This is a genomic window from Arenibacter antarcticus, from assembly GCF_041320605.1.
Taxonomy (GTDB): Bacteria; Bacteroidota; Bacteroidia; order Flavobacteriales; family Flavobacteriaceae; genus Arenibacter; species Arenibacter antarcticus.
This window is the reverse complement of sequence record NZ_CP166679.1, coordinates 1495902-1510705: the sequence shown is the minus strand read 5'-3', so window position 1 is coordinate 1510705 and position 14804 is coordinate 1495902. Positions and strand designations below refer to the sequence as shown.

The window sequence follows — 14804 nt, the reverse complement described above, 5'->3', positions numbered from 1 at the left end:
ATACCCCTGTGATGTTTGGGCGTTTTTTGGAATTATTCCATTATATTTGGGGTATGTTATTTAAGGATATTTTAGGGCTTTCTCATATAAAGAACCATCTGACTTCCAGTGCTGATGCTGGACGGGTTCCACACGCACAACTTTTTATTGGTCCCGAAGGCTGTGGCACGCTGCCCATGGCGTTAAGCTATGTGCAGTATTTATTATGTGGAAATACCAATGGGGAAAATAATACTGGCAACAGTAGCTGCAATGTAAAATGCAACTCCTTGTCCCATCCCGATGTGCATTTTGCTTTTCCAGTGTCCAACTCGGATAAGGTTAAGAGTCATGCTGTAAGTGATCATTATTTGGTGGAATGGCGGCAATTTGTAAAGGATCAACCCTATGGCAATCTGTTTGATTGGTATAAATTTATCGGGATAGACAATAAACAAGGGCAAATTGGGGTTGATGAAGCACAGGATATGGTTAAAAAACTCTCCCTGAAATCATACGAAGGAGGATATAAGGCCATGATCATTTGGATGGCAGAAAAAATGAACACCGCCACTGCCAATAAATTATTAAAACTTATAGAGGAACCACCCGATAAAACCGTCTTAATCTTGATTGCTGAGGATGAGGAGCAGATTATTCAGACTATTTTGTCGCGATGTCAACTATTGCGTTTTCCCTCAGTGGCTGAAGAAGCTATAGTGCGCGCCTTGGAAGATAGGGGAGTAGGTAGGGAAGATGCGCTTAGAATTTCTCATGAGGCCAACGGTAATTTTAATAAGGCATTGGATTTCATGAACAATGATTCCGAAGATCTAGTTTTTGAAAAGTGGTTTGTACAGTGGGTGCGATCCGCTTTTAGGGCCAAAGGCAACAAAGGCGCTATTCATGATCTAATTGCTTGGAGCGAACTGGTGGCAAAAACAGGAAGAGAAACACAAAAGAAATTCTTAAGCTATTGTATGTCTGTTATGAGACAGGCACTTTTGATTAATTATAACGCCAAAGATCTGGCTTTTATGAGTATCCATGTAGAGGGATTTCAATTGGAGAAATTTGCACCTTTTATACATGAAGGCAACATTCAGTTAATTGTAAAGGAATTGGAAGATGCCAGTTATCACATTGAAAGAAATGGAAATTCCAAATTGATATTAATGGACCTTTCTATAAAACTAACGCGACTATTGCACACTAAGTCGATTTAACATTCACCTAATCCTTAACCTTTTTTATATGGAAAGTATCTTGAATATTGCTACGGAACTATTGTTGCTTCTTTTTCTCATAATAACCTTTGTACAAAGTGCCATGGATAAGATGTTAGATTGGAAGGGAAATGTTTCTTGGTTAGAAGGTCATTTTAAAGAAACCCCATTTCGGAATCGGGTTCCCTTATTGTTGGCCACGGTCCTAATTACTGAAATAGTAGCAGGCATCCTTTGTCTTGTAGGATTTTATATGCTTTGTACTGGAGGTGAAAATACATTGGCTTTGGCCGGTGCGGTTGTTGCTTGTCTCGCTTTGTTAATGTTGTTGCTGGGACAACGTATCGCTAAAGACTACGATGGAGCCAGAACTATTGCCATTTATTTTATTCCTACCGTGTTTTTGGTTTTTTTATTGCAATAGAAGGATTTTTTTACTTTGGGATAATAAATACGATGACCTGTCCATTCTTCATAAGATGAAGGGATAAAACATGCTGCTTGGTCTGATTAATGGAATTCATTTTTGCCTTTGTAAGGCAAAAGAGAAATACATCTAGAACTATACCGAAAAATGGCTGAATACTAGTCACAATGGGATACTATAAAGCGTCTTATAGATCTTTTAGTTTGAAATGTAAAAATCCTCACTATCCATTAATCCAGGAAAATTGCCTAGTTTGCTAGAAAGTTGATGTAATTTTAAATACAGATTAATATGTTACTATTTCTAAACTACCATCATGAATTTATTGGAAGTTAAATCGAAGTCCATTGGATTGGTGCTGTCTGGAGGAGGTGTTAAGGGAATGGCCCATATTGGAATGATACAGGCTTTGAACGAATTTGGCATAGTAGCACAGACCGTTAGTGGCACCAGTGTAGGAGCTTTAATTGGGGCTATGTACGCCAATGGAAATACTGTTTCCGAAATGCTTCAGTTCTTTAAGGAGACCCCCTTGTTCCGATATCATTTTATGACCATTTTGAAACCGGGGCTGTTGGATACGGAACTTTATTTTGATGCCTTGTTCAAGTATTTTCCCCAAAATACCTTCGAAGCCTTGGAGCGAAAACTATATGTTGTTGCCACCGATCTGCAACGGGGAGAGGAAATTATATTTTCCGAGGGCGAACTTATAAGAACCTTATTGGCCTCTGCGGCATTACCACCAGTGTTCAGTCCTGTAGAGATTAATGGGACCTTATATGCTGATGGGGGTATAATGAATAATTTCCCCTATGACCAAGTAGCAGATTCCACAGATTTTGTAATTGGTAGCAATGTCTCTGGAATCAAGGAAATTAGCAAGGAAGGAATTAAGAGCTCTTTCCAGCTAGCCCAAAGAACCACTTCCTTAATGATTTATGCTATAAATCGGGGAAAAGTGAATAAATGTGATTTGGTTTTTGAACCTAAAGTTTTGGACTTGGTCGGTATTCTTGACAAGAAGGGAATAGAAAAGGCCTACACTATAGGATACGAGCATGCCTTGGCAAAACTGCAGGAGGTTTTTATTTAGATATAAGAGGTGGTTAAATCAAAAAGTCAACTACTATTGTAGGTAGCAATAAATGTATAAAGCCCTTAAAGGGCTTTATAATGCAAAGAAATTGTATTCCCACTTGAGTGACAATTGGTGCCGTTAAATGCACTCATTGCTCCGTAATGGCCATGCAATTCAGGGTTGAGTAATCACATACTTTATACTAGGATCTCACTACTAACATCTCAATACTTTGTACTAAATACTACCCTTTAAAGCATTCCAAGCTCTAATTTAGCTTCCTCACTCATCAGTTCCTGGGTCCATGGGGGATCAAAAGTAATTTCTACTTCCACATCCTTTAACTCATCAATGGATTTCACCTTCTCTTCTACCTCCATGGGTAGGGATTCTGCAACTGGACAGTTAGGTGATGTTAGGGTCATTAGGATTTTAACCTCATAGTCCTCGTTTACAAAAACGTCATAGATTAAGCCCAATTCGTATATGTCCACAGGAATTTCCGGGTCGTATATGGTTTTTATAACCCTTACTATTTTTTCTCCCAGTTCTTGGGTGTCTATTGTTGATATTTCGTCGCTCATTATGTTGAAAATTTATGGTGAACGGCCCTGAAGCCCTCATTTAAGATGCACTCCTAACTTTCTTAATTTAATTGTGTCTGGTAGGCAATAGCATACAGTTTTAGCTGCTTTATCATACTTACCAGGCCATTTGCCCGTGTTGGGGATAAGTGCTCCTTTAATCCAATTTGGTCTATATAATCGGTATCCGCTGCAATAATGTCACTTGGTTTTTGATCGCTAAAAGTTCTGATTAAAATAGCAATTATTCCCTTGGTGATAATGGCATCGCTATCTGCTGTGAAGATCAACTTATCACCTTCCAATTCGGCATGCACCCATACCTTGCTCTGGCAGCCTTTTATGATATTATCGTCAGTTTTGTACTGTTCTTCAATTAAGGGTAGTGATTTACCCAGTTCGATCATATATTCATAACGCTGTGTCCAATCCTCAAACATGGAGAACTCATCTATAATCTCTTCCTGTATTTCTTTTATACTCATATACTATTATTGTCCATTATAATGGGTATTCAGTGCAAAGGTACAATTAGTGTTAAATTACTCCAACATCGCTTTAGCGCGCTTAACCCCGGCAACTAAAATGTCTATTTCTTCCTTAGTATTGTAAAAACTAAAACTTGCCCTTACCGTACCGGGTATTTTATAAAAATCCATAATAGGTTGTGCGCAATGGTGTCCCGTCCTGACTGCCACGCCCAGTTTATCTAGGATACTGCCAATATCATAAGGATGCATTCCTTCTATATTAAACGAAACTACCGCTGTTTTATCAGTAGAAGTACCGTAAATTTTTAGTCCTTCAATTGTTAAAAGTTGCGCTGTGGCATACTCTAAAAGTTCGTGTTCATATTGTGCGATGGCATTAAAACCAATGCCGTTCATATAATCTAATGCAGCGCCAAAGGCTATACCTCCACAAATATTTGGAGTGCCAGCCTCAAATTTATGGGGAAGGTCTGCATAGGTGGTCTTTTCAAAAGTTACTTCTTCAATCATTTCTCCCCCTCCTTGGTAGGGAGGTAATTTTTTAAGCCACGCTTCTTTACCATAAAGGATTCCTACTCCGGTGGGGCCGCACATTTTATGACCGGAAACCACATAAAAGTCTACATCCAATAGCTGGACATCTGCTTTAATGTGTGGAGCCGCCTGTGCGCCGTCTATCAATACGGCAGCACCCACTTTATGGGCCGCAGTTATAATTTCTTCGATCGGATTTACAGTGCCTAAGGCATTGGATACATGGTTACAAAATACCAGTTTGGTGTTTTGATTTAGGAGGTTGTGATATTCCTTCATTACCAATTTCCCTTCCAAATCCATGGGAATCACTCTTAATACTGCTCCAGTGCGTTCGCACAACATCTGCCAAGGAACAATATTGGAATGGTGCTCTAGGGCAGATACCACAATTTCATCTCCTTTATTGAGGAGGGATGTAAAACCACTAGCCACCAAATTAATAGCATGGGTTGTGCCAGAGGTGAATATAATTTCGTGGCTTTCGCTAGCATTAAAGTGCTTTTGAATTTTATTCCGCGCTTCCTCATAGGCATCGGTAGCCTCTTGGGAGAGCGTGTGAACGCCCCGGTGTATATTGGCATTGTACCGACTATAATAATCCACAATGGTATCGATAACTCTTTTAGGGGTCTGTGAAGTAGCCGCATTGTCCAAATACACCAAGGGCTCCCCATTAACCTTTCGGTTTAAAATTGGAAAATCCTTGCGAATGGTAAGTATATCGAAAACAGTTTGTATCATAATTGTAAATAGCTGTCTTTGGAAATTTTTAGTTTCTTCCTATAGGTCGAAGCCAATATTAACTCCCAATTTATTGGCAATTAATTTATTGATCCTTGTCTTAAGTTCTGGAATGCGAACGGTGGACAATATATTATTGGCAAAGGCATACATAAGCAATGCTCTGGCCTCCTTTTTAGGGATACCTCTAGATCGCAGATAAAATAATGCCTCATCATCCAACTGACCAATGGTACATCCGTGGGAGCATTTAACATCATCTGCAAAAATCTCTAGCTGGGGCTTGGTATTTATGGTAGCCTTGTCGCTCATTAAGATATTGTTGTTTTGTTGAAATGCATTGGTTTTCTGGGCAATCTTGTCCACAATGATCTTTCCATTAAAGACACCGCTAGAGTTTTCACCATAAATGCCTTTATAATCCTGATAGCTTTCGCAATTAGGCTGGATGTGGTTTACTAAGGTATGGTGATCTACATGCTGTTTTTCTCCTATAATGGTTATGCCTCTTAGCGTAGAATTGATACGTTCCCCATTCTGATAGAAATTCAGGTTATTCCGAGTTAATTTACCACCAAATGAAAAGGTATGTATATCTACCACACTTCCATCCTTCTGATCAATATAAGTGTTGTCTATCAAGGAAGCCGTGAGGCCATCGTTCTGAACCTTGTAGTAGTCTACAATGGCATTTTTTCCAGCAAATATTTCCGTTACTGCATTGGTAAATACCTCGTTGGTAGTAAGGCTTTGGTGACGCTCTATAATTTGCATTTCCGAATTTTCTTCGGCAATGATCAAATTACGGGGCTGCAGCATTAAGGCTGCCTCAGTACCTGTTGAAAAATGAAGTATTTCGATAGGTTTTTTTGGAATCTTGTTTTTTGGGATATAGATATATGCCCCTTCCCTACTAAACGCGGTGTTTAGGGTGGTCAATGATTCATCCTTGGAGGCAATCTTATTAAAATACACGTCTATGACCGCCTTGTACATGGGCTTGTTAAGCGCTGCGCTCATCAAACAAACGTCTACCCCATCATGGGTGGTCTCAGATAAATAAGAGCTATAGACACCATCTACAAATACAATTTTGTAGGTGTCTATTTCGTGCATAAAATATTTCTTTACATCCCGGTAATCTAGCGTGCTCTCTGTTTTGGGGAATATGCTAAAATCTACCTTTTGTAAGGTGTTTAATGAGGTGTATTTCCACTCTTCCTCTTTTTTGGTAGGAAACCCTTTTGCTTCAAAATTCTTAATGGCCTCGGTGCGTATATCGTGTACAGAATGCTCCACATCCACATTATTTTCAAACGCTAAAAAAGAGGAGACTAATTTTTCTTTTAAATCCATTTTTCTTTCAGTATTCAGTAGTTAGTATTCGGTAGGCAGTATTGCAAACTGCTTACCTATATCTGCCAACTTAATTTAAATCACCGTTTGTGGCTTCAACCAATCGTATCCTTTTTCTTCCAACTCCAGCGCCAATTCCTTGGTGCCCGATTTTACAATTTTACCATTGTGGATTACGTGTACAAAATCTGGTACAATATATTCCAACAAGCGTTGGTAGTGGGTAATTAGAATCACCGCATTGTCCTTGCTCTTTAATTTGTTTACTCCGTCGGCAACAACTCTTAAGGCATCAATATCCAGACCGGAATCCGTTTCGTCCAAGATGGCCAATTTAGGTTCTAACATAGCAAGTTGAAAAATTTCGTTTCTTTTTTTCTCGCCCCCAGAAAAGCCTTCGTTTAGGGAACGCGATAAGAACTTCCTGTCAATTTTCAACATTTCGGATTTCTCGCGAATTAATTTCAACATTTCCTTGGCGGGCATTTCTTCGAGCCCTTTAGCCTTTCTAGATTCGTTGATAGCGGTCTTAACAAAATTGGTTACCGATACCCCGGGAATTTCCACTGGGTACTGAAAGGATAAAAATATTCCTTTATGGGCCCTATCCTCAGGGGAACAATCTTCCAAGTTCTCATTTTCCATGAATATCTCTCCTTGGGTGACTTCAAATTCTTCCCTCCCTGCAATTACTGAGGCTAAGGTGCTTTTTCCGGAACCATTGGGTCCCATTATAGCATGTACTTCTCCTGCGTTTACAGTTAGATTGATACCGTTTAGTATTTCTTTGCCCTCTATGTTGGCGTGTAAGTTTGTGATTTTAAGCATTTTAAAACTATTTTTCTCGTTATAGAGTTAATTTATAATCCAGACTAATATTTCCTTGTTCGCAACTACGGATGTTTATCCTACAGATCCTTCCAAGCTTATTTCTAATAATTTTTGGGCTTCCACCGCAAATTCCATCGGTAATTTATTCAATACTTCTTTGCTAAATCCGTTAACGATTAAAGCGATTGCCTTCTCGGTATCTATTCCTCTTTGGTTGCAATAGAAAATCTGATCTTCCCCAATTTTACTGGTGGTTGCCTCGTGTTCTACCATTGCGGATTTATTCTTTACTTCAATATAGGGAAAGGCATGAGCACCACATTCATTCCCCATTAGCAACGAATCGCACTGGGAAAAGTTTCTGGCATTTTCCGCCCTACTGCTTATCTGTACCAGACCTCGGTAACTATTTTGAGAATTTCCGGCAGAGATCCCTTTGGAAATAATGGTACTTTTAGTGTTTTTTCCTAAATGTATCATTTTGGTCCCGGTATCTGCCTGTTGGTGATTATTGGTCACAGCAACGGAGTAAAATTCTCCAATGGAATTATCTCCCTTTAAGATACAGGATGGATATTTCCAAGTTACTGCCGATCCGGTCTCTACCTGCGTCCAAGAAATTTTTGCATTCTTCTCGCAGATTCCTCTCTTGGTCACAAAATTAAATACGCCACCCTTTCCTTCTTTATTTCCTGGGTACCAGTTTTGAACTGTGGAGTATTTTATTTCAGACCCATCCAATGCTATAAGCTCTACTACCGCTGCGTGCAATTGGTTTTCATCACGAGAAGGAGCCGTACAGCCCTCCAAGTAACTCACATAGCTATCCTCGTCTGCAATTACCAAAGTTCTTTCGAACTGACCGGTCCCTGCTTGGTTGATCCTAAAGTAAGTGGATAGTTCCATAGGACAACGGACTCCTTTTGGAATATAACAGAAGGATCCGTCTGAAAATACGGCAGAATTCAAGGCTGCATAAAAATTGTCTTTCTGCGGTACTACGGTACCCAAGTATTTTTTCACCAATTCTGGATGCTCCCTAATTGCTTCGGAAATGGAACAAAATATAATCCCTTTTTCTCCCAGGGTCTTTTTAAAGGTAGTGGCAACGGAAACGGAATCCATTACGATATCCACGGCAACACCTGCCAATTTCTTTTGCTCGTCTAATGAAATCCCTAACCTTTTAAAGGTGTCCAATAACTCGGGATCTACCTCGTCCAAACTGTCGTATTTTGGTTTTGAGTTGGGTGCCGAATAATAGGAGATTGCCTGAAAATCTGGCTTTGGATATTTTACGTTCGGCCATTCCGGCTCTACCATTTCCTTCCAGATCTTATAGGATTCTAACCTCCATAAAGTCATCCATTCCGGTTCTTCCTTCTTTTTAGAGATTGCGATGACTACCTCCTCGCTCAATCCAATTGGAAAGGTATCCGATTCAATATCCGTATAGAAACCATACTCGTACTCCTTGGTCTCTAGTTCTTTCTTTAATTCTTCTTCAGTGTATGCCATACTTCGTAATTTAACAACTGTTCAATGTGACAATTGGCTAATTATTTATATCCAATACAAACATTGGTACATTATTATATTTTTTTTTGCTGTATTAAAGCGAAAAACTCTCCCCGCAACCACAGGTCCTTTGCGCATTTGGATTATTAAAAACAAACCCTTTGCCATTCAATCCGCCAGAATATTCCAATACTGTGCCTACAAGGTACAAAAAGCTCTTTTTGTCCACTACAATCCGCACAGAGTTATCTTCAAATAGTTTATCGGTTTCACCAATTGATTTGTCAAAATCAAGCTCATAGGACAAACCGCTACAACCCCCGCTTTTAACACCAACCCGTACATAATCTTTGCTAGCGTCAAAGCCTCCTTCGGCCATTAGGGACATTACCCTTTGCTTAGCTGTTTCAGATACTTTAATCATTCTTAATTGGATTTAATCTAAATAGGTTACAAATATACTACATAAGAAGGGTTTTACCATACTTCCAAACGTTAATATAACGAATTGTCGAATTGGTTATTTCTATAGTGAAAATCTACCTCAACAAAAAAATTGATCATAAATTTGCACATTGCAATTTTATGATCAATTTTAAAATTCTATTGAAGTTAATTAGAACTGAAATCTATTTTTTATTATCAATTTCATCAATAGCATCGTCTATTTTATCATTCACCTTCTTATCTACTTTCTCTCCTGCTTTTTCAAGGATACCTTTAGTCTTTTCGACTTCTTTTTCGACTTCCTTTTCAATAATTACAGTTTTCTCTTTAGTTTCCCTACAAGAAGTAATCGTAAAAAAAGATAATCCCAAAACCAAAAACGCAACAATAATTTTTTTCATGTTATTTCCTAATTAATTTGGGCAAATATACCAAAAATATAGGGAATGTTTATAGTTTACTTTGGCCTCAATTACTTATATTTTTGACTCTAAAAGACTCGGAATTAATAGCTCTAAATTTAGTCTTAACCCGGTAATAAAATGTATAAATCCTTTGAAAATTGGTAGCCTATCAGCTACATCGTAAAAGGAATGTACCTGAATGTGTGATCAAAAAAAATGAATTCTTTACAAGATACCTAATAGTGATTAAAGATGGTGTGGAAATTCTATCCTGGAAATAAGGATCTAATAAGGTTTTAAATTCGACTTTAATGGTTTAATAAAATTTATTCTTACATTTTCATGCCGATTACAAAAAATTGATTTAAATTCAGGACGTTTTTAAAAATTAGATAACTTTCGAAAAATTATGTCCAAAAAAAAGACCGTATTTAGTAACAATTCCCGAAGAGATTTTATAAAGGGAACCGGCCTGGCGACCGCCGGATTTATGATTGTGCCAAGACACGTATTGGGAGGCCCTGGTTTTATTGCCCCTAGTGATAAGCTGAATATTGCCGGCATTGGTGTTGGTGGTAAAGGTAAAAGTGATCTTTCCTCTTTTGCCCAAAGTCCTAATGTTAATATCGTAGGCTTATGTGATGTAGATGATAGGCAGGCTATTGAGTCCAGAAAATCGTTCCCAAAAGCAAAATACTATGCCGATTTCAGGGAAATGTTGGAAAAAGAAAAAAATAATATAGATGCTGTTTCTGTATCGACCCCCGACCACAACCATGCAGTAGCAGCCTATCAGGCCATGCAAATGGGGAAGCACGTATATGTTCAAAAACCCCTTACCCATGATATTTGGGAGGCGAGAATGCTTACCGAAGCAGCCAAAAAATATAAGGTCGTAACTCAAATGGGAAACCAAGGTGGTTCCGGCGATGGAGTGCGTAAAATGAAAGAAATTTACGACACAGGTATCATAGGAGAAGTGCATACTGTTGAATGCTGGACAAATAGGGCTATTTGGCCACAAGCATTACAAACACCGACAAAAAAAGATAAAATACCAAAAGGGCTCAATTGGGATCTTTGGTTGGGTACTGCGGACATGCGCGATTATAACGATGCATATCTTCCATTTGATTGGAGAGGCTGGTCCGATTTTGGTACTGGAGCCCTAGGTGATATGGCCTGCCATATTATGGATCCAGTATACAGAATATTGCCTATTCTTTACCCCAACCAGGTAGAGTGTAGCGTATCAGATTCCTTTAAAGGTAAGTTTGAAACTGCAGATTATCCAAAAAGTTTCCCGAACTCTAGTAAAATACACCTGAGCTATCCAAGGACCGATGGCAAAGGAAAAATAAAAGTGACTTGGATGGACGGTGGACTACTTCCAGAACGCCCAGAAGAAATGGGTGATGATGAGGCTTTAGGAAACTGGGATGGTGGTGTACTTTTTATCGGTACAAAAGGAAAATTATTAGCAGATTGTTACGGAGCCAATCCAAGGTTGCTTCCTTTAACATTGAACGAACAATTTGAAGTGGAAGAAACCATAACGAGGGTTCCTGAGGGGCACTATTTACAATGGGTAAATGCCTGTATGGCCGGATACGGAAACGCGGAAACCAGTTCTTCATTCGATTATGCTGGTCCATTTACAGAAAGCATCCTAATTGGAAACTTAGCACTTAAGGCCTATTTTGAAGAAGATCCAAAGGCAGAAGGCAAAGGCTTTTGGAGTGGTGGCTCTAAGTATTATGGAAGAAAGCGCTTATTGTGGGATTCCGAAAATATGAAGGTGACCAACTTTGATGCCGCTAATAAATATGTAAAACGTAATTACAGAGAAGGCTATTCCCTAGGTTAGGAATAACAGTAACTATATAATACAGAAACGCCAGTCCTTTTTATAAAGGCTGGCGTTTTTAGTTCCTAGAACTCAACCTCTACTTTTATGGATGAATTTTAAATGTTCTAATGATAGAGTCCTATAGGGTCTTTGTGTTCGACTGTTCTTGCAATTTTTTATGCTTTAAGGAGTGTTTTTTCCTGGTAGATGATCAATGTCTAGGGTAGGACGTAATGAAAATAATTGCTCTCCTTTCAATATTTAGCACAAAAGGTTTAATAAATAAATATACTCCTTACTTTTGCAGAATGTTAGAAGATAAGAAACAAGAAAGGACAAGCTTGGAAGAATTAGGGGAATTTGGTCTGATCCAACACCTTACTAAAAATTTTAAGATCCAACATAAATCAACTCTAAAGGGGATAGGTGATGATGCCGCCGTGCTCGATTTTAACGGAAAGAAAGCCATTGTATCTACGGATATGCTGGTAGAGGGTGTACATTTTGATCTCAGTTATATGCCGTTAAAGCATTTGGGGTACAAATCGGTTATGGTGAACTTATCGGATATCTATGCTATGAACGCAATTGCTACCCAAATTACGGTTTCTATTGCTGTTTCCAATAGGTTTCCCTTAGAGGCGCTGGAAGAGTTTTATGCTGGGGTTGCCTTGGCTGCTGAAATATATAAGGTAGACCTTATTGGAGGGGATACCACCTCTTCTACAAGAGGGATGTTGATCAGTGTTACAGCTATTGGAGAAGCTGACGAAGCGGATATCACGTACAGAAATGGCGCCAAGCCCAATGACCTTTTGGTGGTTTCTGGGGATTTAGGAGGTGCGTATTGTGGCTTACAAGTTCTGGAAAGAGAAAAGGAAGTTTTTAAGGTGAACCCTAACAGCCAGCCAGACTTATCTCTATATACCTATATTATAGAACGACAGCTGAAACCAGAAGCGCGTAGAGATATTAAAGGCCTGTTATCGCAATTGGAAATTCAGCCCACTGCGATGATCGATATTAGTGATGGACTTTCTTCAGAGATATTGCATTTATGCAAAGCGAGCCAAGTAGGCTGCAATCTGTTCGAAGATAAAATTCCATTAGATCCAACAGTGATCGCTGCATGTGAAGAGTTTAAAATGGACAGCACTTTGGTCGCTTTGAGTGGCGGTGAAGATTACGAACAACTGTTTACAATCGATCAAAAAGATTTTTCTAAAATTAAAGGGAATCCGAATTTTACAGTAATAGGACATATGACGGACCAAAATGAAGGGGCCAATCTAATTTCACGTAGCAACACCAAAATCCCGATTAAAGCTCAGGGATGGAATTCATTTTCTTAATTAAAATGATTCCCGAAAATTGAAGGCGATTCCATTTTTCTGTAGTGGGGTGTAAAACAGTTGAAACAAAGATCACTCTTACAATCTTCAGGAACAATTATCATACTTCTACCCTTAAAACGATTACATAATAACCCTTTTCAAGAGAGATTAGGCGACCTGGTGGTCTGCGCTTTGTCTTTTGTTATAGATGTGTTGCAGTGTGTCGTTAATGTCCTGTAATTCCGGAGTCAATTCGGAAAGGTTTCCGCTCACATCCGTGGTTACCTCTTTATAGCAATGAACACATTTATACTCCTTAATATGCAATGTTATATTTTTGGAGATTATGAAATGATGGCCGAAAATACTGCAGCAAATGGAGCACAGTTTTGTTCCGTAGTTTGTGATTACTTTCTTCATAATTCGAGTTTTTAGTTGGCTTCAGTAAGGTGTGGATACCGAAAATACAAAAATTAAATGTTTTGGTTGTTTGGTTAAGGTATTTCTTCAAATAAGCTATAATTCTCTAACGGGAACATTTGCTTTTTATTGGATAACGCCTGTATTTCTTGTTGTTTATTATAGTAAATTCTTATTTTTTCGATGAACGGCATTATTTTGGTTCATAATTGGTAATTAATACTAAGTGGTTTTTATCCTATCTTTCGCCGAAATTTGTCGGTATGTTAAGGAACAAAGAAACTTTGATCACCACCTTTGCCCTCTTTTCCCTTTTTTTTGGAGCTGGTAACTTGATTTTGCCCCCATTATTGGGTTTCAATTCCGGAAATATGTGGTGGTTGGTTACCTTGGGCTTTGCCACTTCGGCCGTTTTGGTTCCTGTATTAGGCATATTGGCCCATGCAAAATTGCAAGGGACTATTTTCGATTTTGGAAAAAAGGTTTCCCCAAGATTTGGCTTGGTATACGCGCTCTCCGTTTACGCCATTTCTATTAGCTTGCCTTCGCCCCGTACTGCATCGGTTACCCATGAAATTGCCGTTGCCCCATTTTTTAACATCTCATCCCTCACTACCAGTATTCTTTATTTCTCCCTAGTATTTATTTTTGTCATGAATCGATCCAAATTACTGGATATTCTGGGTAAGATTCTTACCCCAGCAATCATTATTATTTTACTGTCCATTATTGGGCTCACAATATTTGATCTGGATTTTAGTTTTAGGGGCGGTACTTTAGAAAATCCGTTTAGCACTGGTATTTTGGAAGGCTATCAGACTTTTGATGCTATTGGTGCCGTAGTAGTTGGGGGTGTAATCATTGTTTCCATCAATCTAAAAACAAAAGCCCCTTATGAGGCTAAAAAGGGACTGATTCGCAAATCAGGTTGGTTAGCAGGCCTCGCCCTTTTTCTGATCTATGCAGGATTGATACTCACGGGAGCACTAAACCAAGCTAATTTTGATTCGGAGATCAGTAGAACTGAGTTGCTGACCGGGATAAGTAAAGTTACCTTGGGCAATACTGCTAATATCTTCCTCAGCATTCTGGTAAGCTTGGCTTGTTTTACCACCGCAGTGGGAATCGTCACAGGTACGGCCGATTTTATTAAGTCGCATTATTCCCATTATAGGAACGCCTATTTGTACACCGCTATTGTGGGGTGTGTTCTTGGGATATTAATGGGGCAGTTTAATGTTGCCTATATCATTACGGTGGCATTGCCAGCGCTTATGTTTATTTATCCCATAACCATAGTATTGATACTCCTAAACGTAGTCCCGGAACGATTGGCCACTCCCAAGGTTTTTAAGGTAGTGGTTTTGACTACTATTCTTTTCAGTATTCCTGATTTCTTAGGGAGTTTGGAGTTTTTGCCCCTTAATAAGGAAATCTTTGGATGGATTCCTCTGAGTAGGTATCAATTAGGATGGATATTACCATCGGTTATTGCTTTTGCCATTGCCAATGCCAATAAGGATTCCAAGACCGCTAAAAAACTTCCTTAATCGGGCTGATGTATGTCCATAAAAAAAGA

The 14804-nt window shown here is 38.9% G+C and carries 15 protein-coding genes; 6 read left to right on the top strand and 9 right to left on the bottom strand.

The window, feature by feature from the left end; all coding sequences use genetic code 11:
* Window positions 1-53 precede the first annotated feature (53 nt).
* From KCTC52924_RS06260 to KCTC52924_RS06250, 3 genes are all read left to right on the top strand, one after another.
* The gene (locus KCTC52924_RS06260) at window positions 54-1205 is read left to right on the top strand and encodes a DNA polymerase III subunit delta' (protein ID WP_251807660.1); all 1152 of its coding nucleotides are present in this window, start codon (window positions 54-56) and stop codon (window positions 1203-1205) included.
* A 28-nt stretch (window positions 1206-1233) separates the two neighbouring features.
* Window positions 1234-1629 carry a DoxX family protein gene (locus KCTC52924_RS06255; RefSeq protein WP_251807499.1) on the top strand — a complete coding sequence of 132 codons (396 nt, stop codon included), beginning with the start codon at window positions 1234-1236 and terminating at the stop codon, window positions 1627-1629.
* Between the two features lie 319 nt (window positions 1630-1948).
* Window positions 1949-2728 carry a patatin-like phospholipase family protein gene (locus KCTC52924_RS06250; RefSeq protein ID WP_251807500.1) on the top strand — a complete coding sequence of 260 codons (780 nt, stop codon included), beginning with the start codon at window positions 1949-1951 and terminating at the stop codon, window positions 2726-2728.
* Between the two features lie 236 nt (window positions 2729-2964).
* Here KCTC52924_RS06250 and KCTC52924_RS06245 read toward each other — a convergent pair whose 3' ends face one another.
* The 8 genes from KCTC52924_RS06245 to KCTC52924_RS06210 form a co-directional block, all read right to left on the bottom strand.
* On the bottom strand, window positions 2965-3297 hold the full coding sequence (locus KCTC52924_RS06245; protein WP_251807501.1) for a DUF59 domain-containing protein: 333 nt from the start codon (window positions 3295-3297) through the stop codon (window positions 2965-2967).
* A gap of 62 nt (window positions 3298-3359) precedes the next feature.
* Complete coding sequence (locus tag KCTC52924_RS06240) at window positions 3360-3782, bottom strand: SufE family protein (protein ID WP_251807502.1); 423 nt, start codon at window positions 3780-3782, stop codon at window positions 3360-3362.
* A gap of 57 nt (window positions 3783-3839) precedes the next feature.
* Entirely contained in the window at window positions 3840-5066 is a 1227-nt protein-coding gene (locus KCTC52924_RS06235; RefSeq protein WP_251807503.1) for an aminotransferase class V-fold PLP-dependent enzyme, read from the bottom strand.
* Between the two features lie 39 nt (window positions 5067-5105).
* On the bottom strand, window positions 5106-6422 hold the full coding sequence (gene sufD, locus KCTC52924_RS06230) for a Fe-S cluster assembly protein SufD (protein WP_251807504.1): 1317 nt from the start codon (window positions 6420-6422) through the stop codon (window positions 5106-5108).
* 75 nt (window positions 6423-6497) lie between these two features.
* Window positions 6498-7250 carry a Fe-S cluster assembly ATPase SufC gene (sufC, locus tag KCTC52924_RS06225; protein WP_251807505.1) on the bottom strand — a complete coding sequence of 251 codons (753 nt, stop codon included), beginning with the start codon at window positions 7248-7250 and terminating at the stop codon, window positions 6498-6500.
* A 75-nt stretch (window positions 7251-7325) separates the two neighbouring features.
* Complete coding sequence (gene sufB / locus KCTC52924_RS06220; protein ID WP_251807506.1) at window positions 7326-8771, bottom strand: Fe-S cluster assembly protein SufB; 1446 nt, start codon at window positions 8769-8771, stop codon at window positions 7326-7328.
* Window positions 8772-8865: 94 nt separating this feature from the next.
* Window positions 8866-9195, bottom strand: a complete 330-nt coding sequence (locus KCTC52924_RS06215; protein WP_251807507.1) for an iron-sulfur cluster assembly accessory protein — start codon at window positions 9193-9195, stop codon at window positions 8866-8868.
* Between the two features lie 205 nt (window positions 9196-9400).
* Window positions 9401-9619: a hypothetical protein gene (locus KCTC52924_RS06210; RefSeq protein WP_251807508.1), complete on the bottom strand. Its 219-nt coding sequence runs from the start codon at window positions 9617-9619 to the stop codon at window positions 9401-9403.
* Window positions 9620-10031: 412 nt separating this feature from the next.
* Between KCTC52924_RS06210 and KCTC52924_RS06205 the strand changes: the two genes are divergently transcribed.
* Both KCTC52924_RS06205 and thiL read left to right on the top strand, forming a co-directional pair.
* Window positions 10032-11489 carry a Gfo/Idh/MocA family protein gene (locus tag KCTC52924_RS06205; RefSeq protein WP_251807509.1) on the top strand — a complete coding sequence of 486 codons (1458 nt, stop codon included), beginning with the start codon at window positions 10032-10034 and terminating at the stop codon, window positions 11487-11489.
* Between the two features lie 290 nt (window positions 11490-11779).
* Complete coding sequence (gene thiL, locus KCTC52924_RS06200) at window positions 11780-12823, top strand: thiamine-phosphate kinase (RefSeq protein WP_251807510.1); 1044 nt, start codon at window positions 11780-11782, stop codon at window positions 12821-12823.
* A gap of 150 nt (window positions 12824-12973) precedes the next feature.
* On the opposite strand, the gene KCTC52924_RS06195 is transcribed toward thiL, so the two are convergent.
* Window positions 12974-13225 carry a hypothetical protein gene (locus KCTC52924_RS06195; RefSeq protein ID WP_251807511.1) on the bottom strand — a complete coding sequence of 84 codons (252 nt, stop codon included), beginning with the start codon at window positions 13223-13225 and terminating at the stop codon, window positions 12974-12976.
* A 263-nt stretch (window positions 13226-13488) separates the two neighbouring features.
* Here KCTC52924_RS06195 and brnQ point away from each other — a divergent pair, with 263 nt between their 5' ends.
* A complete protein-coding gene (gene brnQ / locus KCTC52924_RS06190; RefSeq protein WP_251807512.1) occupies window positions 13489-14775 on the top strand; it encodes a branched-chain amino acid transport system II carrier protein in 1287 nt (428 codons plus the stop codon).
* Window positions 14776-14804 lie beyond the last annotated feature (29 nt).